The sequence below is a fragment of the Myxococcales bacterium genome (assembly GCA_016703425.1).
Taxonomy (GTDB): Bacteria; Myxococcota_A; Polyangia; order Polyangiales; family Polyangiaceae; genus JADJCA01.
In genome coordinates, this window is record JADJCA010000002.1 from 335,895 (window position 1) to 356,591 (window position 20,697).

Consider the following 20,697-nt stretch of genomic DNA (forward strand, 5'->3'; position numbering starts at 1 on the left):
CGTAGCCGAGAACCTCAGGAAACGGCAAACCCGGTGACAGCTGTACAGCGTCGCCGTGATTTTCAAGGGAATTTCCCGCGAAGCGGACGCCCGTCGGCTGGACTTGCTCGATCCCGGTGCTACCCCGCTCTGCCGGCGCACCGCTTCGAAGGGCGCGCCGACGGGAACCCACGATGAACGCTCGAAAGCTCGCTCTCTTCATGATTCTCGCCGCCGGTTGCAGCGCTGGCGCTGCGTCGGGTACGGGTACGTCGGCCGAGGCGCCCCAGGATGCGGGCGGCACCACGACGAAGAAGGACGCGGGCGGCGGCACTCTCATCGAGGACCAGGACGCAGGCACGACGCCGCGCAAGGACGGCGGCGTTGCCGACACCGGTACGGAGGAGGACGCAACGACAAGCGTGAGCGACGCGGCGCCTGTTGGCCGGGACGCCGCGAAGCCCGTCGACGCGGCCCCCGTGGTCGATGCGGCGAACGACACGGGTGTCGCCGGAAACGACGCAGCCGCTGACGCGCAAGTCGACGCGGGGCCCGTCTGCAGCATCGACGATGCCACCTGGGTGAGAAACACAGGCGCCGTTACGGTCAACGAGTACGACATCGTCGCGAAGGGAAAGATCTGGGCCGTCAGCGCCGCAGGGGTGCTCCTGGGGTCGGTCTCGCTCAATCCGGCGGCGGGCCCATGTGCCGGCCAAGTCGGCACGTGCCGCCTCGAGGCCACCACGTGGCGCGAGGACCTCGGCGAATACCACATCGCCCAGAGCGGAACGCTCTGGCGCCTCGATATCGACGGCAACATCCTCGGCTCGCTCTCCCTCCAGACGTTCACGGGCCTCGTCGGCGCCGGCGGCCCTTGCGAAGGCAAGGCGGCTACGGCGTGCACCTTCGAGGCGGGCGCCTACCGCTCGGACCTCGGCCAATACCACCTCATCGCCGACGGGAAGATTTGGGCGGTCAACGGCACGTCGCCGTACGCGCTCGTGGGCTCCCAGTCGCTCACGAGCCTCACGGCCGTCGCCAACGGCCCCTGCGCGGGCCAGGCGGGCACGTGCCACGTCGATGCCTTCACGTACCGGCCCGACACCGACGAGGTTCACGTCGTCGCGAAGGGCAACCTCTACATCATGAACGACACCGGCTCGATCCTGAAGAGCACGACCTCGCTCCTGTCCATCCCGGGCATGGCCCAGGGCCCCTGCAAGTAGCGAGCGTTCAGAACTCGCCGCTCGCGTCCTTGGCGCAGGCCTGACACTCAGGCCGCGACGGGTCCTGATCGCACACCGAAGGACAGAAGCCGTTGCGACGGAAGACGAGCGGTTTCCCTTCGTCGCTGACCTCGTCGCAACGGACGCTCTCGCCGATGACGCTCATCTCTGCGTAGCCGCCGCTCGCTTGGAACTTGGTGGCACACACCGAGTCGGTCGTCGCCCAGTGCGGAAGGTCGGGCAATGCCTGGGTCACGTTCGCGGCCTTGTAGTCGGTATCGACACACGACTTCGCGACGACGCAATCGTTCGGAGAAGGCGCGTTCACGTCGCCGGCCTTGATCGCGTAGCAGAGCTTGAAGTGCCCGGCGCAGTCGGCGCTGAGGCGATCCTTCGACCAGGTGCCGCCCGTCGGCGCCTTCGGCATTTGCCCCGGAGAGAGTGACGAGAGGCTCGCAGGGCAGTTGCCGGCTTCCGTCGACACGGCGGCGAACTTGCCGGGCCCGATCTCGACGAAACACGGGACCACGTTGTCGATGTCCCAGCGGCCCTTGGAGAAACAGGCGCACGCGTCTTTGCCGCTCTTTGCGCCGGCTCTTGGCTTCACTGCGCCCTTGCATGCACCCCACACTTTGCCGATCTCGCCGTCCGCCTCGCAGCGCGTGACGCCGTCTTTGCAGACGCCGAGGCCCCGCTGCTTGCGAAGCCCCGGCCAGCACGGAGCTTCTTCGCCGAGCGTCGTGCAGGGGCATCCTTCCTTGTTCTTGTCGGAGGGGCATTCCGGGGTGCCGCCGGGAACCTGATCTTTGGGCGCCTTGCCCGGGCCACACCAGGCGGGCGGCGGGTCGGTCTCCCAGAAGTCGTCGGCACCGAACTCCTCGGGCGCGTCGTCGGGACGGGAAATTGTCGGCGAGCCACCATCGGGCGAGCCACTGACGAACGCCCGCGTCGTTCCGTCGCCGCAGGCTACGACCAGGAGAAGGCACGCTACGCCGGACAGTGGCACCAAGCGCCGAGCGGAAAAGCGAGGTTGCATGCTTCATGGAGCCCGACGTGGGGCTCATGTCGCACGGTTTTGTGCGGCATCGACGCGATGGGCCCGCGGCGCTACGTTGCACCTCGTGCGCCCTGTCGCTCTTGGAGCAGCCCTTTCGCTGTCCGCGTGGCTCGTAGCGGGGCCGCTTCGCGCGGGCGACGTGTCCGACACGGATCGACAGATCGCCCAGTCGCTCTTCGACGAAGGCCGGATTCTCCTGGAGGCGGACCGTCCGCGCGAGGCGTGCCCCAAGTTTGCCGAGAGCCAGCGTCTCGATCCCGGCGGCGGCACACTCCTCAACCTCGCGCTCTGCCTTGAGCTCAGCGGCAAGACCGGCTCGGCCTGGGCCCGCTATCAGGAGGCGCGGGCCATCGCCGCGCGCGACGGACGAAAGGACCGCGAGGAGTTCGCCCGCGAGCACCTCGCTCTCTTGGGTCCCAAGCTCCGGCGCGTCGTCGTCATCGTCCCCGCCGAGGTGGCGGCGCTAGGACCGTCGGTGACGCTCGATGACTCACGGCTCGGCACAGAAACCTGGGGGACCCCGCTGACGGTTGACCCAGGGCAGCACCGCATCAGCGCGCGAGCGCCGGGCCAAGCCCCCTGGGAAGCCGTCGTGGAGGTCCCGGAGGAGGGGCGTACGCTTCGCGTGGAGGTGGGCCGCGCGCCGAGCGACGGTGCGCCCCAAAACGAAAGGTCAGCGGCGACGACGACTGCGTTTTGGCTCACGCTGGGGGCGGGTAGCGCAGCGCTGTTGGCCGGCGGCATCTTGGGAGTCGTGGCCCTTGGCTCGTCGCGCGAGGCCGACGACGGCTGCGCGCCCACCCGTTCGTTTTGCAACTCCGACGCGCAGGCGAGCGCCGCGCGGGCGCGCACCGAAGCGTGGGCGAGCACGGGCTTCGTGGCAGCCGGCGCCTTGGGCGTGGGCGTCGCGTTTCTTTTCTTGCGGCCCGCGCCGGCAAGAGCGCCAAAGGCTCGCCTCGAAGGCTTCGCGACGGACCGAGGCGGCGGCCTGCGTGGGTTCTTCTGACGGCGAAGGCCCGCGCGCGTCTGCCTAACGCTAGCCCGAGCCTTCGAGGCGGCGACGAATGGTCGCGTCGAGTTGGCTTTGCACCATGCGCAAGACACTCTCGCACTCCTCGTTCGACACGCGGGCCGCCGCCGCAAAATAGCTGCGCGTTCGCATGAGGAGCGTCTCGCGCGCCGAGGCCAGCCAACGCGCCGCCGTCGCTCGGTGAACTTGATAGAGGCGGCCGAGGTCGTCAATCGACAACTCGTCGACGACGTGTTGACGAAGCAGGTTCTTCTCCCGATCACTCAACGAATCGAGGGCGCGCTGAAAGGCCACCTTGAAGGCGTCGCGGTAGAGAGCCTTCATGTAAAAGAGCTCCGGGTCCCCCTCGGCCGTTCGCTCCACGAGGAGCTCCGGCTCCGGCACCTCGCGCTTCTCGCGACGAAGCAGCTTGAGGGCGCTTCGCGTCGCGCTCACGCGGAGCCAGCCGATGAGATCGCCCTGGCCCGCGTATTCGGCGATGCGCGGCGGCGCCACCTCATCGCCCGTGAAGAGCAGACGCCGGAGCCCCTGAAGGACGTCGTCGATCTGCGCATCGGTGAGGCGCATGCGGCGCAGCGACTCCGAGAGCGTGGGCCCCACCTTCGCGTCCAGCGCGGCGACGGCGGCCCCGTTTCCCTGCGCGCAGGCGCACGCGATGAAGAGGTCCGCGGCGCGGACACGTGAGAGATCCGTCGCCGTGCCGATGCGTGCCGCGACGTACGCCACGAACGATTCGGGAGCGACGTCGATGCCGGGCCACGCAGCTCCGGCGCCATCGAGCAGCGCTGTCAGCTCGCGCAGAAGGCGACCTTCCTCCGCCGCCGACGCGAACGGTCCTTCCGAGCCAACCGCAAGGCCCGCCAAAAAGGCTGCCACCAACGCTTGTTCCTTCACGCCCGCTCATCTAGCACAGAGAGGCTGATGCGCTGCCCCTCGGAAGCCGAAGTCCTTGCCTTCGTGGACGGCTCCCTCTCGGGGCCGGACCGGGCCGAGCTGGAGCGGCACATCGCCGACTGCGAGGACTGCCGCATCCTCGTCTCGGCGCTCGCCAAGCAGGAGAGCGGAACGGGCTTCGCGCAAACGTCACCGGCCGACGACGTAGCCGACGTCGTCAACGCGGACGTGGCCAACGCCACCGGGCCGGTGCGCCGCGGCGACGTGCTGGCGGAGAAGTACGTCGTGGAGCGCGTGCTCGGTGTGGGCGGCATGGGGGTGGTCGTCGCGGCGCACCACCGCGACCTGGCCCAGCGCGTCGCGCTCAAATTCCTCTTGCCGGCCGCCTTCGAGGCGCCGGGTTCACGGGCGAGGTTTCTCAGGGAGGCGCGCGCCGCCGCGAGCATCAAGAGCGAACACGTCGCCCGCGTGATGGACGTGGGCACGCTCGAGAGCGGCGTGCCGTACCTCGTCATGAAATACCTTGAGGGGCGCGACCTCGGCACGGTCTTGCGAAAAGACGGCCCCCTCGCGCCCGCCTTGGCGGTCGACTACGTCCTGCAAGCGTCCGAGGCCATCGCCGAGGCTCACGCGCTCGGCATCGTGCATCGCGATCTGAAGCCCGCGAACCTGTTCCGCACCGAGCGAGCCGACGGGACAGCGCTCATCAAGGTGCTCGACTTCGGGATCTCGAAAGCGGAAGGCGGCTCGCAAGACACGCTGACGACGGCGTCAAGCGTCATGGGCTCGCCGCGCTACATGTCACCGGAGCAGCTTCGAAGCTCTCACGACGTCGATGCGCGCACGGACATTTGGGCGCTTGGCGTCATCTTGTATGAGCTTGTGACCGGCGAGCCTCCTTGGAAGGGCGGGTCGATGCTGGAGATCTGCACGGCCATTGCCACCGAGGAGACACCTCCGCTTCGTGCAAAACGCAAAGATGCGCCGCGCGCGCTGGAGCTCGCCGTTGAGGGCGCGCTCCAGAAAGACCTGGCGGCGCGGACCGCCGACATCGCCGAGTTGGCAGCGATGCTGCGACCGGTGGCGAGCGCGGCCGGTGTGTCCGCCATCGAACGCATCGTGCGCCTCATGGAACAGAGCGGACGCCAGCGGCCGGTCGCGCTCAAGGGCACGGAGAGCCCGCCAAGAAGGGGCGCCGAGCGGTGGGCCTTGGTGGCAGGCGTATTGCTCGCTGTCGGCGGCGCGTTCGCCGTGTGGTCGACCCGACCGACCTCGACCTCGACCTCGACCCCGAACATGACTGGACGGAGTCCCGAAGGGACGGAGGAAAGGCATGTCGACGGGTCCGTTAGGACCCTAGTCGACCTCGACCTCGACCTCGAACATGACTGGACGGAGTCCCGAAGGGACGGAGGAAAGGCATGTCGACGGGTCCGTTAGGACCCTAGTCACCTCGCCCCCGACCCCGCCCCCGACCCCGACCCGCAGCGGCTCCGTGGCCGCGCGGCCTGCGGCGTCCAAGGTGGCGGAAGCGGCCTCCCACAAGGCCCCGCCGGTTGACCCCGCCGACGCGGGGCCAGCGCCGCCGGTGGGCTCGCCGCTTCGGGACCGCAAGTAGCGCGCGCGATGCCCCTCCTACTTCGCCAGGGGGCCCCCCATTTGCTCGTCGTAGTAGACGGAGCCGCGGCGCTTGTACCGACGCACTGTGCCGCAGACCTCGACTTCGTAGCGACCGACGCGTGACTCCTCGTCGGCGCGCCGAACGAAGACCTGCGCTTCGGGACACACGTGGTCGGCCGAGGCCGTCGCCACGAGTCGCGACGGTGACGGGAGCGGCGACGAGAGCGCTGCTTGGCCCCAAGAGCGGGGCGCCTCTGGCGCAGCCAAGCCGACGCAGCCGGCCGAGAGCAGCGCCGCCATCGCGAGTACGTGTGGGCGGGCGTGGTTGGCGCGCAAGGAGCCGTTCACGCCTTATGGAGCCCGGGCGCGCCCCCTCGTCGCACACGTTTTGAACCGGCACTCGAAAACCGGCGCTCTACTCGTCGGTCGAGCAAACGCGGTCGCGGCCGCCAACTTTCGCCCGATAGAGTCGCGCGTCGGCCAAGGCCACCAGCTCGCTCTCGCCGCCGCGCTCGCTCACTTCGGACAACATGGCCACGCCCACGCTGACCGTCACCGAGACGATCTTGCCCTCGACGGGCACTCGCCGGCCCTTGGCGGCGAGGCGAATGCGCTCCGCGAGTCGGACGGCGCCCAGAGCTCCCGTGGCGCGCAAGAGCACGACGAACTCCTCACCGCCGTAGCGAGCCACCACATCCTCGACGCGCACAGTTTGGTGCACGAGGTCGGCGACGCTCTTCAAGACCGCATCGCCGGCAGGATGACCGTGGAGATCGTTGACGGACTTAAAGCCGTCGATGTCGAGCATCAAGACCGCGAGCTCTGACTTGTGGCGCCGTGCGTATGCGGTCTCGGAGAGGAGGCGGTCGGTGAGGTACGCGCGGTTGAAGGCGCCGGTGAGCGCGTCACGGGTCGAGGACTCAAAGAGTCGCCGTTGGAGCGCCTCTTCCGTGCCATCCACGAGCGTGTAGCGCAAGACCAGGTTGGGCCCGAGCTGGATGCGAGCGCCGGGGCGCAGGATCGACTTGGCGACGCGCTTGCCCCCGACGAACGAGCCGTTCGTCGAGCCGAGGTCCTCGAGCAAGTATCCGCCATCGACCGAGGAGAGGCGCGCGTGGCGACGGCTCACGGCTTGATCATCCACGGACAGGTCAACGTCCCCGCCGCGCCCAATCAGGCATTCGCCGTTCAGAGTGTGAACCTGGCCCGCTTGGATTCCCGTGAGCACCGTGAGCGTCGCGCGCTCATCGCCGCCGGAGGGGCTGGCCGCCACCACGCGCCGCTCCGTCTCGCGCGCCTCTTCGACGGTCGACGAGCGGAAAGAGATGGGGGTCGCCTCGAGATCCTGCGCGACGAGCTCGTCGGTCGCAGGCATCGTGGGGACCGTCCCGTGCCGCGAGGTCACGAACTCGGCGCGAGCAGTCGGCGGAACGCGGTCGCTGTCCCCCATCGGATTCCGCAGAATGCGCCTCTTTGCGGCTTACGGCAATCGGGCTCGCGTCGAGCCTGATTGTTACGGCAAGACTGGATCGGCGTCGCGCGCGCGACGCCTCACGCTGCCGATGACCGCGGCCCAATCGCCGCGAGCATGCGCCCAACCTCCGCACCGCGCCGGTACGAAAAAAAGCGCTGCGCATCGCACCGTGTGCAGCCTTCGATTCGCTCGACCTCCGCCACACCGACCGCCCGAAGCTCGCGAAGGACGCCCCCCCGCAGGTCCACCAGGGCCTTTTCCGGGTCACCGGGGACGCTGAGCCGCACGCCCGCGCGCTTCTCGATCTGCAAGGCCACGTCGAGGCCCACTTCGAAACAACAAGGGCCGATGGCCGGGCCCACGGCCGCGATGAGCCGCTCGGCGCCGCGTGCTCGAAGCGCCGCGACGGCGGCTTCGACAACCCCTGCGACGTACCCCCTCCAGCCGGCATGAATGGCAGCGCGCATCCCCTTCACGGGATCCGCCACCAGGATGGGGACGCAGTCGGCCGTCCGCACACCGATGGCGGCCCGTCCCGTCGCGACCAGCGCGTCGGCCTCCGGCATGGCGGAGGGTGGCGGGAGGTCCGCGTCGACGACGACGCACCCATGCACCTGGCGCGTCTGTCGCAAGGATGCGGCGTCGAGGCCGGCGCTCTTTGCGAAGGCGTCGAGGGTCGCCGCGTACCCTACCGCCGTGAGCGAGAGGTCGTGCTCACGGGTCGAAAAACCATGAGGAAACCCGGCTTCCGTGAGGAGCGAACTCTTGAGCGGCGGCATGCTCCTCTCGTACGCGCGGCCGGCCGATGGGGCAACTCCGCGGACCGGTTGCGGCGCCGCGGGATCGGCAACCGCACCGAGCGAGAACGGGATATAAACGGGAGCCGCGGATGAGTGCCGGCCCCTCCCGATCCCAGGATCCCTTCATCGGGCGCGAGATCCTGAACGGACAGTTCAAGATCCTCCAGAAGATCGGCAGTGGGGGAATGGGTGCGGTCTACAAGGCCTCCCAGCCGGAAATGAACCGGATGGTGGCGGTGAAGATCCTCCACCCAAAGCTCACCAATCGCCAAGACCTGGCGTCGCGCTTCCGCCGTGAAGCGCGCGCCATGAGTCACCTCTCGCACCCGAACACGGCGCGGGTGTTCCTCTACGGCGAGCTCGAGGACGGCTCGCTCTACATCGTGATGGAATACCTCGAGGGCAAGAACCTCAATCAGACGGTACGCGCCGAAGGTCCGCTCAGCATGGACCGCGCACTTCCGATCTTGATCCAGACCTGCGGGGCCCTCGAAGAGGCTCACCGAGCTGGCATCATCCATCGGGATCTAAAGCCCGAAAACATCTTCTTGTGTCAACAGGGCGGCCTACGCGATTTCGCCAAGGTGCTGGACTTCGGCCTCGCGAAGGTCACGGAGCGGGAGATGCGCCCCGGCTCGGTCATTCTCACGCAGGAGGGCATGGTCTTCGGGACACCGGAGTTCATGAGCCCCGAGCAGGCGCAAGGCAAGACGCTCACGCCGGCCAGTGACATCTACTCGCTCGCCGTCATTCTCTTCGAGGTCCTCACGGGCAAGCTCCCGTTCGACGCGAAGACGGCGATGGACTTCTTGCAACTCCACGTCATGGGCACGCCGATCGCGCTGAGCCAACGAGTGCCGGGACGCACGTTCCCGCCGCTCCTGGACCAGATCATGGCGCGCGCGCTGGCGAAGAAACCCGAGGAGCGTTTCGCCTCCGCGGCCGAGTTCGGAGAAGCGCTCTCGGCGGTCCGCGACGGGCGCGAGACGCCGGTGATGCTGCCGCCGGGCGCGAGCACTCCGCCGCCGCCGGATGCAGGGCGGCCCGTCGCCCCCATCGCGAAAGAGTCGCGTCGCGAGACCGGTCACCCCAGGGCCGGCGCCCGACCGAACTCCACGTTGAAGCTCGCCCTCATCGGCGTCGCGTGCCTCGTCGTAGGAGCCGTCGCCGCCGTCATCATCATGAAGCTCGCGGGCGGCTGAGCCGAGCGATGCGTCGTATTTCCGGGCGCTCCCGCGCGGCCGCTCACGCGCCGTCGCGAACCAGCTTGATGTTGTAGACGCCCTTGCCGGTGGCGATCGTGGTCTCGGCGTCGCCCTCGTGAAACAGGCGCACGTCCGCCACGCCGACGCGGTTGCCCGAGCGGACCACGTGGGCTTCCGCCACGAGCGTCTCGCCGCGGCCAGGCCTCAAGTAGTCGACGCGCAGATCGATGGTCGACACGCGCCCACGAACCGGGTCTGGAAGCTTCGTCCAAACGGCGGTTCCGCCGGCGACGTCGGCCATCGTCGAAATGACGCCCCCGTGGAGTGCCCGCCGGAGCGGGTCGCCGATGAACTCGTCACGAAACGGGAGCCGAAAGCGGACGAAGCCGGGCCGCGATTCGTCGAGCTTCATGCCCAAGAAACGATTGAAGGGCACGTAGAGCTCCATGAGCTCGCGAATCGTCGCATCCATCGGAACCCCACGACTTCGCGGCTCACGCTGCGCAAGCCCACGCCTTCACGCCCACGACCCTAGGACGCGCGGCGCCGCGAACTGCGCCGCCGGGGACGAGCCCGCGGCGGCGTTGATCGCGGCGCGACGCGCGGCTCACTTCTTCTTCTTCTTCGCGCCCTTCTTGCCGGACTTCTTGGCGCTGGCGGCGCCGCCCTTCTTCTCGCGGCAGAAGACGAAGAGGATGACCTCCTCATCGTGGTCGTCCTCGGGGCTCTCGTCGCGCGTCATGCCGACGAGCTGCCAGCCGTCGCCACCTCGCTTGTTGAGCTCCTTGACGATGCCCGCCGTCGAAGCGCCATGTCCCCACGCGACCGAATAAACGTCGTACTCGAATGCCATTGAATCCTCCGCAAAGGACTGGGGAGGATACTCGAAGGCCGAGGCCGCCCGCGGGGTGAAATCAACGACGGCGAAGTGAGAACGCCTTGAAAATTTTTCCGTTCAGCGCGACAAAAATGCGGCCATGACGACCGAGACGACGACACACAAGTTCCAAGCGGAAGTGAGCCAGGTCCTCAAGCTGGTCATCCACTCGCTCTACACGAGCAAAGAGATCTTCCTGCGAGAGCTCCTGTCGAACGCATCCGACGCGCTGGACAAGCTGCGCTTTCGCGCCGTGACAGAGCCGGACATCTTGGGGTCCGACGCCACGCTCGAGATCCGCATTCGCTACGACAAGGAGAAGAAGACGCTCTCCATCGACGATACGGGCATCGGCATGACGGAGGCGGAGCTCACGCAGAACCTCGGCACCGTCGCCCACTCAGGCTCGCGCTCGCTCATCGAGAAGCTGAAAGAGGCCGCCGCGACCGGTGAAGGCAAACGTGCCGACCTCCAACTCATCGGGCAATTCGGCGTGGGCTTCTACAGCGCCTACCTCGTGGCTGACCGCGTCGAGGTAATCACGCGGAGCGCCGCTCGCGGCGAGGGCGCGTTTCGCTGGACGTCGGACGGCCAAGACACCTTCACCATCGAGCCGGCGCAGCGCGCCGAACGCGGCACCGAGCTCATCCTTCACCTGAAGGACGAACACGCTCATTTCTTGGACGACTACGAGCTGGCAAACCTCGTCAAGCGCTACTCGGACTACGTGGCGCACCCGATCCGGCTCGAAGAACACGACGGCGACGAGCGCACGATGCGGCAGGTCAACCGCGCCAACGCCCTGTGGCAGCGCCCCAAGGCCGAGATCACCGAGGAGCAATACAGCGAGCTCTACCGCCACCTGACGCACGACACCGACGCCCCGCTCGCCCACACGCACTTCCGCGTGGAGGGCTCGCAGGAGTTTGTCGGCCTCGTCTACGTGCCTCGCCGCGCCCCCTTCGACATCTTCGACGTGCAGAAGCGTCGGGGCCTCCGCCTCTTCGTCAAGCGCGTCTTCATCTTGGAAGACTGCGACGAGGTGTTGCCGCCGTGGCTGCGGTTCTTGCGCGGCGTCGTCGACTCCGACGACCTGCCGCTCAACGTCTCGCGTGAGCTGCTGCAGGACTCGTCGATCTTGCGCTCCATCAAGAAGCAGGTGACCAAGAAGGCGCTCGACCTCTTGGGCGAGCTGTCGACGGACAAGCCGGACGACTACCTCGCCTTCTGGCGCGCCTTTGGGACGGTCCTCAAGGAAGGTCTCGCGCTCGATCGTGAAGCGAAAGATCGCATCGCGCCCTTGTGCCGCTTCGAGAGCTCACGAGGCGGTCTTGTCTCACTCGACGACTACGTGGGCCGGATGCCCGAGAAACAAGAGGCCATCTACTACGTCTTCGGCGAGTCGCTCCGGGCCGTCGCCGGTTCGCCCCATGCGGAAGCGATCCGCGCCCGCGGCTTTGAGCTCCTCTATTTGACCGACCCGGTCGACGAGTTCGCCACCGACGGCCTCGGCGAATACAAGGGCAAGAAGCTCGTGAGCGCCATGCGCGCCGAGTTGCCGCTCGAGAAGACCGACGAGGAGAAGCGCGAGGCCGAGCGGCTGAAGGAAGGCCTCAAAGGTTTGTTCGAGCGCGTGAAGAAGACGCTCGGCGACAAAGTGAAGGACGTTCGCGTCTCCGAGCGGCTCACCGACTCGCCGTCGTGCCTCGTGCTCGACGCGCAGGCAACGCCAGCCTTCATGGAGCGACTCATGAAGGATCGAGGCCACGCCGTCTCGCACAAGACGCGCATCTTGGAAGTGAACGCGACGCACCCGCTGGTTCGCGCGCTCGGGGCCTTGGTCGATAAGGGTGCCGCCGAGGCCGAGGTCGACGAGTGGATCGAGTTGCTCTACGAGCAGGCGGTGCTGACGGAGGGCGGAGCGCTCGACGACCCGAATCGCTTCGCGAAGCGGGTGGCGACGCTCCTGACGGCGGCCGCGGAAGCGCGCGTCGCCAGCGCGTCCTAAGGATCGCTAGTGTCCTGAGTCAGAAGTTCGCTCGCCGAATCTCGCGCCCCCTCGTCGAGCGAGGGGCGCGAATTCGTCGGCCAAAGTCACAGGTGTACTCGGTTCCTGTCCTTGTTCGACGTGTGGTGAATCTCTGATTCACCACACTAGCGCGCGACTTCGGCGGCGCGGATTTCGGCGAGGCTCTCGCCCTCCGTGCCGCCGTACCTCGTTCCGAGCCACGCCTCGAGGATTTCCGTCGCGACGGGGTCCGACAAGAGGCGGAGACTCAAGGTCAAGACGTTCGCGTCGTTCCATTTGCGCGCGCCCGCAGCGGTGGCCGCGTCGACGCAGAGGGCGGCGCGAATGCCGGGGACCTTGTTGGCGGCCATCGTGACGCCGGTGCCGGTCCAGCACATGACAATGCCTTGGTCCGCGTCCCCCTTCGCGACGGCGCGTGCAACGTCGAGCGCGACCTCCCCCCAGGTCTTCACGGTGACGGCGATGACCTCGTGGCCACGGGCCCGCAACTCGCTCACCACATGCTCGACGATGGGACGGGCGTCATCGCTGCCAACGCTGAAGCGCATGGCGGCGGATCATGAGGAGCTTGGGGACGCACGTCAACGGCCGATCTCGCCGCGCGCGCCCCGTGGCTCTATAGAGGCGCTGTGGCGCTCGTCGAGGTACGGAGGACCCATAGGCCGCTGACGGTCCTCGCGCTCATGTTGTCGATGACCATGGCGGCGATGGAAATGACCGTCGTGTCGACGGCGATGCCGACCATCGTGGCCGAGCTGGGGGGTCTCTCGCTCTACGCGTGGGTCACGACGGCGTACCTGCTCACCTCGACGGTGACCGTGCCGCTCTACGGCAAGATCGCGGATCTGCGCGGCCGCAAGCCCGTACTCCTCTTCGGGATCACGGTCTTCTTGCTCGGGAGCGTGGCGTGCGCGCTTGCGCGAACGATGCCGCTCTTGATCGCGGCTCGCGCGTTTCAGGGGCTCGGCGCAGGGGCCATGCAACCGATGGCGCTCACGCTCATCGGCGACCTCTTCGATCTCAAAGAGCGAGGGCGAATCCAACCGCTCTTCGGGGCCGTCTGGGCGCTGGCAGCGCTCTTGGGCCCGCTCGTAGGCGGCGTGCTCGTGGAGCGCGGCTCGTGGCCCGACGTGTTCTGGATCAACGTGCCCTTCGGCTTGGCTGCCATCGTCGTGCTTGGAAGGGCTCTCCACGAAGACGTGGAGGTGCGCAAGGCCAAGCTCGACGTGCTCGGCGCGGCGCTCCTCTCGGGCGGCGTCGTGGCGCTGCTCGTAGGTACCGAAGGGCACTGGCGCGCGCCTCTCTTCGCCCTCGCGGCGGCGCTGCTCGCGTTGTTCGTCGCCGTCGAACGTCGCGCCCTAGACCCGCTCGTCCCGCTTTCGCTCTTCGGCGGTCGCGTGCTCGCGACGACGAGCGTGCTGTCCGCCCTCTTGGGCGGCGTCACCATGGGCGTCGGCACCTACGTGCCGCTCTTCGTGCAAGCGACGCTGCACGGAAGCCCGACGGCGGCCGGCGCGGCGGCCACGCCGCTGCTCGGCGCATGGACCGTCGCCGCCTTCGCGGCAGGCGTCTTGGTCCCGCGCTTCGGCTTTCGCCCCATCATCTGGAGCGGCGCTGCGCTGACGGCGGTGGCGTCCATCGCGTTGGCCATCGCGACAGGCACCGCGGGAGACGTCGGGCCAACATCTTGGTGGACGCTCGCCGCGACGACGGCCCTCGTGGGCGTCGGCATGGGCGCGGCGAACACGGCGCTCCTTTTGGTCGTGCAGTCGGCGGTTCCTTGGAGTCAACGCGGCGTGGCGACCGCTGGGACGATGTTTGCGCGCACGATAGGCGCGACGGTCGCGGTGGGTACGATGGGCGCCCTCCTGGCGTCGACGGTTCGGAGCGAGGCGCATGTGCCGCCGGAGGTACTCCGCGAGGCGTTGCTCGGGCGAGGGCGAAGCGCGCCCGGCCTCGAACTCGCGCTTTCGCACGGCATTTTTCAGGCATTTGTCGTGGTCGCGCTCCTTGGTGTCGCCGGCCTGCTCGCCGCCCTCCTGTTGCCAAGAATCCCGTTGGCAGCGGAACGCGACGCCCGCGGGCGCGCCGCGGCCGGAACGACTGTCTCGGAGGCCGATGTGGGCGGGCGCGGGTAACGCGGCACATCGTCCTCACGTTCTTCTGATCCGCTTTCTGGACGTGCGTGCTGGTGGTTGATTCGATCCCCCTCATCTGCTGTGATGTAGCGTGGAGGACCGTTCATGCCCCGCTTAGTTTGGTCAGCTGTCGTCGTGTGCGCCGTGGGCTCGATCGCGGTCGCTTGTGGCTCGAACAACTCGGCCTTCGAAAATCCTCCCGGCGACCTCGATGGCGGCGGACAGCCGGAGGGCTCGATCGGCTTCACCGGCAACACCGACGCGAGCACGAACAGCGGCGAGTGCCGCCCCAAGACGTGCCAAGACCAAGGCATTGAGTGCGGTCCGGCGGGCGACGGCTGCGGCGGAATCATCCAGGACTGCGGACAGTGTGGCGCAGGACTCCGCTGCGGTGGCCCCAACGCGCTGTCCAAGTGCGTCGCACCAACGCTCGGAGATGGCGGCGTCTGCACGCCGAAGACGTGCGCGGACCTCGGCGTCGAGTGCGGCCCGGCCGGCGACGGCTGCGGCGGCATCCTTCAATGCGGCTCGTGCCTCACTGGCTTTCAGTGCGGTGCCGACAACGCCTATTCGAAGTGCGTCTCCACGGCCCCAACGGGCGCTGACGGCGGCGCGTGCGTGCCCATCGCAGCCTCGACGCTGACGACTCAAGGGATCTGCGGCCAGCAGAGCGATGGCTGCGGCGGCGTCATCACTGGCGTCACGTGCGTATCGCCGCAGTTCTGCGGCGGCGGCGGCCCTAGCAAGTGCGGCTACCCGGCCGGCAGTGGTGGCGACGGCGGGACGTGCGCCCCGAAGACCTGCGCCAATCTCCTGGCCTCGTCGGGCATCAACTGCGGCGTGCACCCCGACGGCTGCGGCGGCATGACGCCGAACTGCGGCACCTGTTCGAACGGCCAAGCCTGCGGAGGCGGAGGCGTCGCGAGCCAGTGCGGCGGCGGCGGCGTCGTCGGCGGGGATGGCGGCGCTTGCGTGCCGCTCACGAGCTGCGCCCAAGCCAGCAAGAACTGCGGCACCATCGCCAACGGCTGCGGCGGCACGTTGACCTGCACAGGCGCCGATGGCGGAGCAGCATCTTGTCCTTCTGGACAGACGTGCGGCGGCGGAGGCACCGCCAACGTCTGCGGCGCGCCGGCGTGCACGCCGTTCACCAAGACGGCGGTTTGCACGAACGCGGGCAAGGATTGCGGCTTCGTGTCCGACGGCTGCGGCGGCGTCATCGACTGCGGCGCTACCTGCGCAACGGGCATCTGCGGCGGCGGCGGCGTTCCGAACAAGTGCGGCGGCGGCGTGGTCCTCGGCGCCGACGGCGGTACGTGCACTCCGCAAGGATGTGGGACCAAGAACTGCGGCCAGGTGGCCAACGGCTGCGGTGGCCTGACGACGAGCTGCGGCACCTGCACCCTTCCGGGCCAAAGCTGCGGTGGCGGCGGAACGCCCAACGTTTGCGGCGGGGCGGGGGCCTGCGTTGCGCGGACCGCCGCCGACTGCACCACGCTGGGACTAAACTGCGGCTTCATCGCCGATGGCTGCGGCGGCGTCGTCCAGTGCGGCGCCACCTGCGCCAGCGGTGGCATCTGCGGCGGCAGCGGAACGGCGAACGTGTGCAGCGGCACCCCCGGCTCGTGCCCGCCTGCCGCGACCAACTACTGCAATCAGCAGGTGAACTGCGGCGCGCAACCGACGACGAAGGTCACCGGTCGCGTCTATGCCCCCAACGGCACGCTCCCGATCTACGACGCGCTCGTCTGGGTCCCGAAGACCACGGCCGCTCTGCCGACGATCACCACGGGAGCGACCTGCGACACGTGCTCCGTATCAGTGCCGGCCCTCGTGAGCGCTCGCACCGACTACAAGGGCGACTTCACGCTCGACAACGTGCCCGCGGGCAACAACATCCCGATCGTCATTCAGGTGGGCAAGTGGCGTCGCTCGACGACGCTCAACGTCACCCAGTGCACGACGAACTCCATGGCTTGCGACACGGCTACCGCCAACGGCAGGACCGCGTGCAAGACGCGCCTTCCGCGCACGCAGGGAGAGGGCGGTGTTGCAGCCAACAACATTCCAAAGATTGCCGTCACGAGCGGCGGCGCTGACACGCTTCAGTGCCTCCTCCGCAAGATCGGCGTCGCGGACAGCGAGTTCACACATCCGACCGGAACCGGCCGCATCAACCTCTTTGCCGGCTCCGGCGGGACGAGCCGCTACAGCGATAACTTCAACGGCTACACCGGCACCAATGGCGGCTACACAGGCGCTAACCGCATTTGGCCGGGCCAAACGGACGAGCTCTTCGACGACGTCAACAAGATGAGGGGCTACGACGCCATCGTGTTGAGCTGCGAAGGCAACGACGACAACGCGCAGGGGTACTCACCGTCGTATGCGCCTTACCGCGGCAACATGGAAGCCTACGCCAATGGGGGCGGCCGCGTCTTTGCGTCCCACTGGCAACACTCGTGGCTGCACAAGAGCAACTTGGCAGCGTGGCAAACCGCGGCCACGTGGAACCACGAAGAAGATCTCAAAGAGCCGCAGGACGCGACCATCAACATGTCCTTCACCAAAGGTGACGCCTTGGCGCGGTGGCTCAACAACGCTGGCAGCCCATCGCCGCTCGGCACCATCTCGATCGACGACGCCCAGCACACGATCGACGCCGTCAATTCCTCGGTGGCAACGTCGTGGATCAGCATCCCGAGCCCCATCGAAGAAGACGACGACTCGACTTCAGCGTCGATTCAGTACTTCACCATGAACACGCCGACGACGGCGGCGCCGGCGGCGCAGTGTGGCCGCATCGTCGTGAGTGATCTCCACCTCTCGCCGAACGCGTCGGACGACCCGCCCGATGGGGTCGATGACGTCGACGGCAGCTTCCCGACAGGGTCGTGTCGGAACACCCAATTCCCGGACCAGCAGAAGCTCCTCGCGTTCATGCTCTTCGACCTCACGTCGTGCGTTCAGCCCGACCTGCCGCCGAGCTGCACGCCGAAGACATGCCAGCAGCAAGGCATCGAGTGCGGCGCCGCAGGTAACGGGTGCGGCGGCCAGATCGCTGGCGGCTGCGGCACCTGCCAGGTGCCCGGCCAGATCTGCGGCTACGGCGGCCAGGCCAACAAGTGTGGCGGCCCCTCCTGCACGCCCATTACGACTTGCCCTGCGGGGCTCAACTGCGGCGACATTCCCAACGGCTGCGGTGGGCTGCTCAGCTGCGGCACTTGCACAGTACCGGGGCAAACCTGCGGCGGCGGGGGCCAAGCCAACAAGTGCGGCGCGCCCACCTGCAGCACGAAGACCTGCGCCCAACTTGGCGTACAGTGCGGCCAAGCGGGCAACGGCTGCGGCGGCACGCAGACGTGCGCCACCTGCACCCCCGGCGTAGCCACCTGCGGCGGCGGCGGCGTGAACGGCCAATGCGGCACGCCGGCTTGCACCCCGAAGACGTGCGCGCAGCTCGGCAACCCCTGCGGCACCTTGCCCAACGGCTGCGGCGGCACCGTCACGTGCAGCAGCTGCCAGAACGGCCAGGTCTGCGGCGGCGGCGGGGCTCCGAACCTCTGCGGTTCGGCGAGCTGCTCACCGAAGTCCTGCGCTCAGGTCGGCGCCCAGTGCGGCCAGGCGTCTGACACCTGCGGCGGCCTCACGACCGACTGCGGCACCTGCCAAACCGGTCAGGTCTGCCAGAACAACCAGTGCATCACGCCGAGCTGCACGCCGACGACCTGCCAGGCGGCGGGCGTCGCGTGTGGTCCGCTCGCCGACGGCTGCGGCGGCCTCATCGCGAGTTGCGGCTCTTGCCCGACGGGCCAGACCTGCGGCGGTGGCGGGGTGCCTGGGCAATGCGGCGGACCGACGTGCACGGCCCGCACGTGTGCACAACAAGGAGCGGTCTGCGGCCAAGTCGCCGACGGCTGCGGCGGACTCACGCCGAACTGCGGCTCCTGCCCCGGCACGCAGACGTGCAACAACGGTGTCTGCACGGACACCTGCACGCCCCGCACGTGCGCACAAGCCAACGCGAACTGCGGCAGTGTGGCCGACGGTTGCGGCGGCCTCCTCGACTGCGGCCCGTGCGTGACCGGCACCTGCGGCGGCGGCGGCGTCGCCAACCAGTGCGGCGGCGGCGGCGGCATCCACTGACGAAAGAAGCGGTGGACTAGCCGAAAAGACGAAGGGCGCGCTGGAAACGGCGCGCCCTTCGGCGTTTCGAGGTGGCGACACGCCGCACGAACAAACGCGACAGCAAGCCCCTGCCGCGCCTGCGCCTGCGCCTGCGCCTCAGCGCGGGCTCAATCCGCGAACGAAGAGTACTTGTTAGCCACGACCGCGCAGCTCGGCGGATCGGACGAGTCGAGCGACGACGTGCTCACGCCGCCGCCATCGGTCTGAATGTTCTGACAGAACGAGTCCATGACCGACTCGGCGGAGCGCGCGCGCGCCACCGTGTCTTCGACGCAGCGATTGAGCTCCGCGACAGTGACGGCGCAGTTGGCGGAGTTTCGATCTTTGCACGAGCCCGGATCGAGGGCGGGCTTGGACGCCGCAGCGGGACGGCCAAGGCATGCCTGGTATGCCGAGGAGCACTTGGACCGCAGCTCGGCCTCCGTCGTCGCGCCTTGGAGCGCCTTCGTCGCTTCCCTTAGGCAGTCGGTCTTGTGCCGAAGGTTCGCGAGAGCCGGGTTCATGTAGTTCGCCACGTCGACGCAATATTGCGTGGCGTCGTTGGCAGGCAGCGCCGACACTTGCTTGTCGGGCGGTGCCGAGGTTGTGAGCCCGCCGCCGCCCACACCGCCCGAGCCGCCGCTCCCGCAAGCGAGCATGAGCACCGCCGCTGCGGTGCTCGAGATAGACATCAGCAGAACGAGTCGCCTCATGGGTCCTCCCGGGCGGCCACGCCGCCCCGCGCATGCTACGCCATCGGACCTGCGGGCGTATTTTTCGGCTCCTTCGGCGACCGATCGCTCTACCCTCTCGCCATGGAAACCCTCGTCGTCGACAACCCCTTCACCGGTGAGCCTGCCTGCACGTTGCCCCTCGCCGACGAGACCACCGTCGGTGTGGTTCTCGACACCGCACGCGTCGCGGCGCGCGAATGGGCCACCTCGAAGGTCTCCGACCGCAAAGCGCTCGCCGAACGAGCCGTCGCCGCGATGGTGGCGGCGACCGACGACATCGCGCGCGACATCAGCCGCATGATGGGCAAGCCCTTCAGCCAGGCCCAAGGCGAGGTGCGCGGCATGGCCGAGCGCGCGCGGCACATGATCGCCATCGCCGAGGACGCTTTGGCCGACGTGGTCTTGCCCGCAAAGGAAGGCTTCGATCGCCGCATCGCCAAGGCGCCCTTGGGGGTCATCCTCGACTTGTCCGCGTGGAACTATCCGCTCTTGACGGTTGTCAACGTCGTCATCCCCGCGGTGCTCGCTGGCAACGCGGTCATCGTGAAGCACTCGCCGCGCTCGCCGCTCGTGGGGCACGCCTTCGCGACGGCCTTCACAACGGCCGGCGCCCCAAAGGGGCTCGTTCAGGCCCTCGATTGTTCGCATCCCATGAGCGAGAAGATCGTCGGCGACGCCCGCGTCGACCATGCGGTGTTCACGGGCTCGGTCTTCGGTGGGCACCGCATCGCGCAGGCGGCCGCCGCGCGCTTCATGCACGTCGGCTACGAGCTGGGCGGCAACGATCCGGCCTACGTCGCCCCCGACGCCAACTTCGACTTCGCCGTCGAGAACATCGTCGACGGTGCCATCTACAACGCGGGCCAGAGCTGCTGCGCCGTAGAGCGCGTTTACGTGCACCGTTCCCTCTACGCGCGCTTCCTTGAAGCCGCCGATACGCTCGTGCGCGCCTACGTGATGGGCGATCCGATGGACGCGAAGACGAACCTCGGCCCCATCGCCCAACCGAATCATCCGGCAGAATTGGCGTCTTTCGTCGAGAACGCAACCAAGAGCGGGGCGCGCCTCGTGCGCGGTGGCCACGCCACCAAGGTCGACGGTCGGGGCCGCTTCTTCGAGGCGACGCTACTCGCCGACGTGCCTCAAACGGCGGACCTCATGCAGCGCGAGTCCTTCGGCCCCATCTTGCCGATCTCGCCCGTCGACTCCGACGAAGAGGCGCTGGCCAAGATGAACGACTCGCGCCTCGGCCTCACGGCCAGCGTCTGGACGAAAGACAAGGAGCGCGCGGAGCGCTTCGGCCGCGCGCTCGAGTGCGGCACCGTCTACATGAACCGCTGCGACGCCCTTGATCCCGCGTTGCCGTGGGTCGGCTGGAAAGACTCGGGCCGTGGTCACAGCCTCAGCGCCTTTGGCTTCGACGCGCTCACCAAGCTCAAGGCGCTGCACTTCCGCCTGTAACGGGCG

The 20,697-nt window shown here is 68.2% G+C and carries 17 protein-coding genes; 8 read left to right on the plus strand and 9 right to left on the minus strand.

Features of this window, described 5'->3' with window-relative positions; genetic code table 11:
• The first annotated feature begins 173 nt into the window (after positions 1–173).
• Complete coding sequence (locus IPG50_07820) at positions 174–1,205, plus strand: hypothetical protein (GenBank protein MBK6692096.1); 1,032 nt, start codon at positions 174–176, stop codon at positions 1,203–1,205.
• Between the two features lie 7 nt (positions 1,206–1,212).
• Here IPG50_07820 and IPG50_07825 read toward each other — a convergent pair whose 3' ends face one another.
• Positions 1,213–2,214, minus strand: a complete 1,002-nt coding sequence (locus IPG50_07825) for a hypothetical protein (GenBank protein ID MBK6692097.1) — start codon at positions 2,212–2,214, stop codon at positions 1,213–1,215.
• A 112-nt stretch (positions 2,215–2,326) separates the two neighbouring features.
• Between IPG50_07825 and IPG50_07830 the strand changes: the two genes are divergently transcribed.
• Positions 2,327–3,268: a hypothetical protein gene (locus IPG50_07830; protein ID MBK6692098.1), complete on the plus strand. Its 942-nt coding sequence runs from the start codon at positions 2,327–2,329 to the stop codon at positions 3,266–3,268.
• 30 nt (positions 3,269–3,298) lie between these two features.
• Here the strand turns inward: IPG50_07830 and IPG50_07835 are convergent, their stop codons facing one another.
• Entirely contained in the window at positions 3,299–4,186 is an 888-nt protein-coding gene (locus IPG50_07835) for an RNA polymerase subunit sigma-70 (GenBank protein MBK6692099.1), read from the minus strand.
• A 27-nt stretch (positions 4,187–4,213) separates the two neighbouring features.
• On the opposite strand from IPG50_07835, the gene IPG50_07840 reads away from it, so the two are divergent.
• Positions 4,214–5,626: a protein kinase gene (locus IPG50_07840; protein ID MBK6692100.1), complete on the plus strand. Its 1,413-nt coding sequence runs from the start codon at positions 4,214–4,216 to the stop codon at positions 5,624–5,626.
• A 195-nt stretch (positions 5,627–5,821) separates the two neighbouring features.
• On the opposite strand, the gene IPG50_07845 is transcribed toward IPG50_07840, so the two are convergent.
• From IPG50_07845 to IPG50_07855, 3 genes are all read right to left on the minus strand, one after another.
• The gene (locus IPG50_07845) at positions 5,822–6,142 is read right to left on the minus strand and encodes a hypothetical protein (GenBank protein ID MBK6692101.1); all 321 of its coding nucleotides are present in this window, start codon (positions 6,140–6,142) and stop codon (positions 5,822–5,824) included.
• Between the two features lie 79 nt (positions 6,143–6,221).
• Positions 6,222–7,181: a diguanylate cyclase gene (locus tag IPG50_07850; GenBank protein MBK6692102.1), complete on the minus strand. Its 960-nt coding sequence runs from the start codon at positions 7,179–7,181 to the stop codon at positions 6,222–6,224.
• 176 nt (positions 7,182–7,357) lie between these two features.
• Positions 7,358–8,059, minus strand: a complete 702-nt coding sequence (locus tag IPG50_07855) for a polyphenol oxidase family protein (GenBank protein MBK6692103.1) — start codon at positions 8,057–8,059, stop codon at positions 7,358–7,360.
• Positions 8,060–8,169: 110 nt separating this feature from the next.
• On the opposite strand from IPG50_07855, the gene IPG50_07860 reads away from it, so the two are divergent.
• Positions 8,170–9,282 (plus strand): serine/threonine protein kinase, encoded by a 1,113-nt coding sequence (locus tag IPG50_07860; protein MBK6692104.1) that lies wholly within the window; start codon positions 8,170–8,172, stop codon positions 9,280–9,282.
• A gap of 43 nt (positions 9,283–9,325) precedes the next feature.
• Here the strand turns inward: IPG50_07860 and IPG50_07865 are convergent, their stop codons facing one another.
• The gene (locus IPG50_07865; protein MBK6692105.1) at positions 9,326–9,757 is read right to left on the minus strand and encodes a thioesterase family protein; all 432 of its coding nucleotides are present in this window, start codon (positions 9,755–9,757) and stop codon (positions 9,326–9,328) included.
• A 135-nt stretch (positions 9,758–9,892) separates the two neighbouring features.
• Complete coding sequence (locus tag IPG50_07870) at positions 9,893–10,138, minus strand: hypothetical protein (GenBank protein ID MBK6692106.1); 246 nt, start codon at positions 10,136–10,138, stop codon at positions 9,893–9,895.
• Between the two features lie 124 nt (positions 10,139–10,262).
• On the opposite strand from IPG50_07870, the gene htpG reads away from it, so the two are divergent.
• Positions 10,263–12,170 (plus strand): molecular chaperone HtpG, encoded by a 1,908-nt coding sequence (htpG, locus tag IPG50_07875; GenBank protein MBK6692107.1) that lies wholly within the window; start codon positions 10,263–10,265, stop codon positions 12,168–12,170.
• A 146-nt stretch (positions 12,171–12,316) separates the two neighbouring features.
• Here htpG and IPG50_07880 read toward each other — a convergent pair whose 3' ends face one another.
• Positions 12,317–12,739, minus strand: a complete 423-nt coding sequence (locus tag IPG50_07880; GenBank protein MBK6692108.1) for an RpiB/LacA/LacB family sugar-phosphate isomerase — start codon at positions 12,737–12,739, stop codon at positions 12,317–12,319.
• Positions 12,740–12,874: 135 nt separating this feature from the next.
• Here IPG50_07880 and IPG50_07885 point away from each other — a divergent pair, with 135 nt between their 5' ends.
• Together IPG50_07885 and IPG50_07890 are read left to right on the plus strand one after the other, a co-directional pair.
• A complete protein-coding gene (locus tag IPG50_07885) occupies positions 12,875–14,329 on the plus strand; it encodes an MFS transporter (protein ID MBK6692109.1) in 1,455 nt (484 codons plus the stop codon).
• A 105-nt stretch (positions 14,330–14,434) separates the two neighbouring features.
• On the plus strand, positions 14,435–18,475 hold the full coding sequence (locus IPG50_07890; protein ID MBK6692110.1) for a hypothetical protein: 4,041 nt from the start codon (positions 14,435–14,437) through the stop codon (positions 18,473–18,475).
• 149 nt (positions 18,476–18,624) lie between these two features.
• On the opposite strand, the gene IPG50_07895 is transcribed toward IPG50_07890, so the two are convergent.
• Complete coding sequence (locus IPG50_07895; protein MBK6692111.1) at positions 18,625–19,209, minus strand: hypothetical protein; 585 nt, start codon at positions 19,207–19,209, stop codon at positions 18,625–18,627.
• A gap of 102 nt (positions 19,210–19,311) precedes the next feature.
• On the opposite strand from IPG50_07895, the gene IPG50_07900 reads away from it, so the two are divergent.
• Positions 19,312–20,691: an aldehyde dehydrogenase family protein gene (locus IPG50_07900; GenBank protein ID MBK6692112.1), complete on the plus strand. Its 1,380-nt coding sequence runs from the start codon at positions 19,312–19,314 to the stop codon at positions 20,689–20,691.
• Positions 20,692–20,697: the final 6 nt, after the last annotated feature.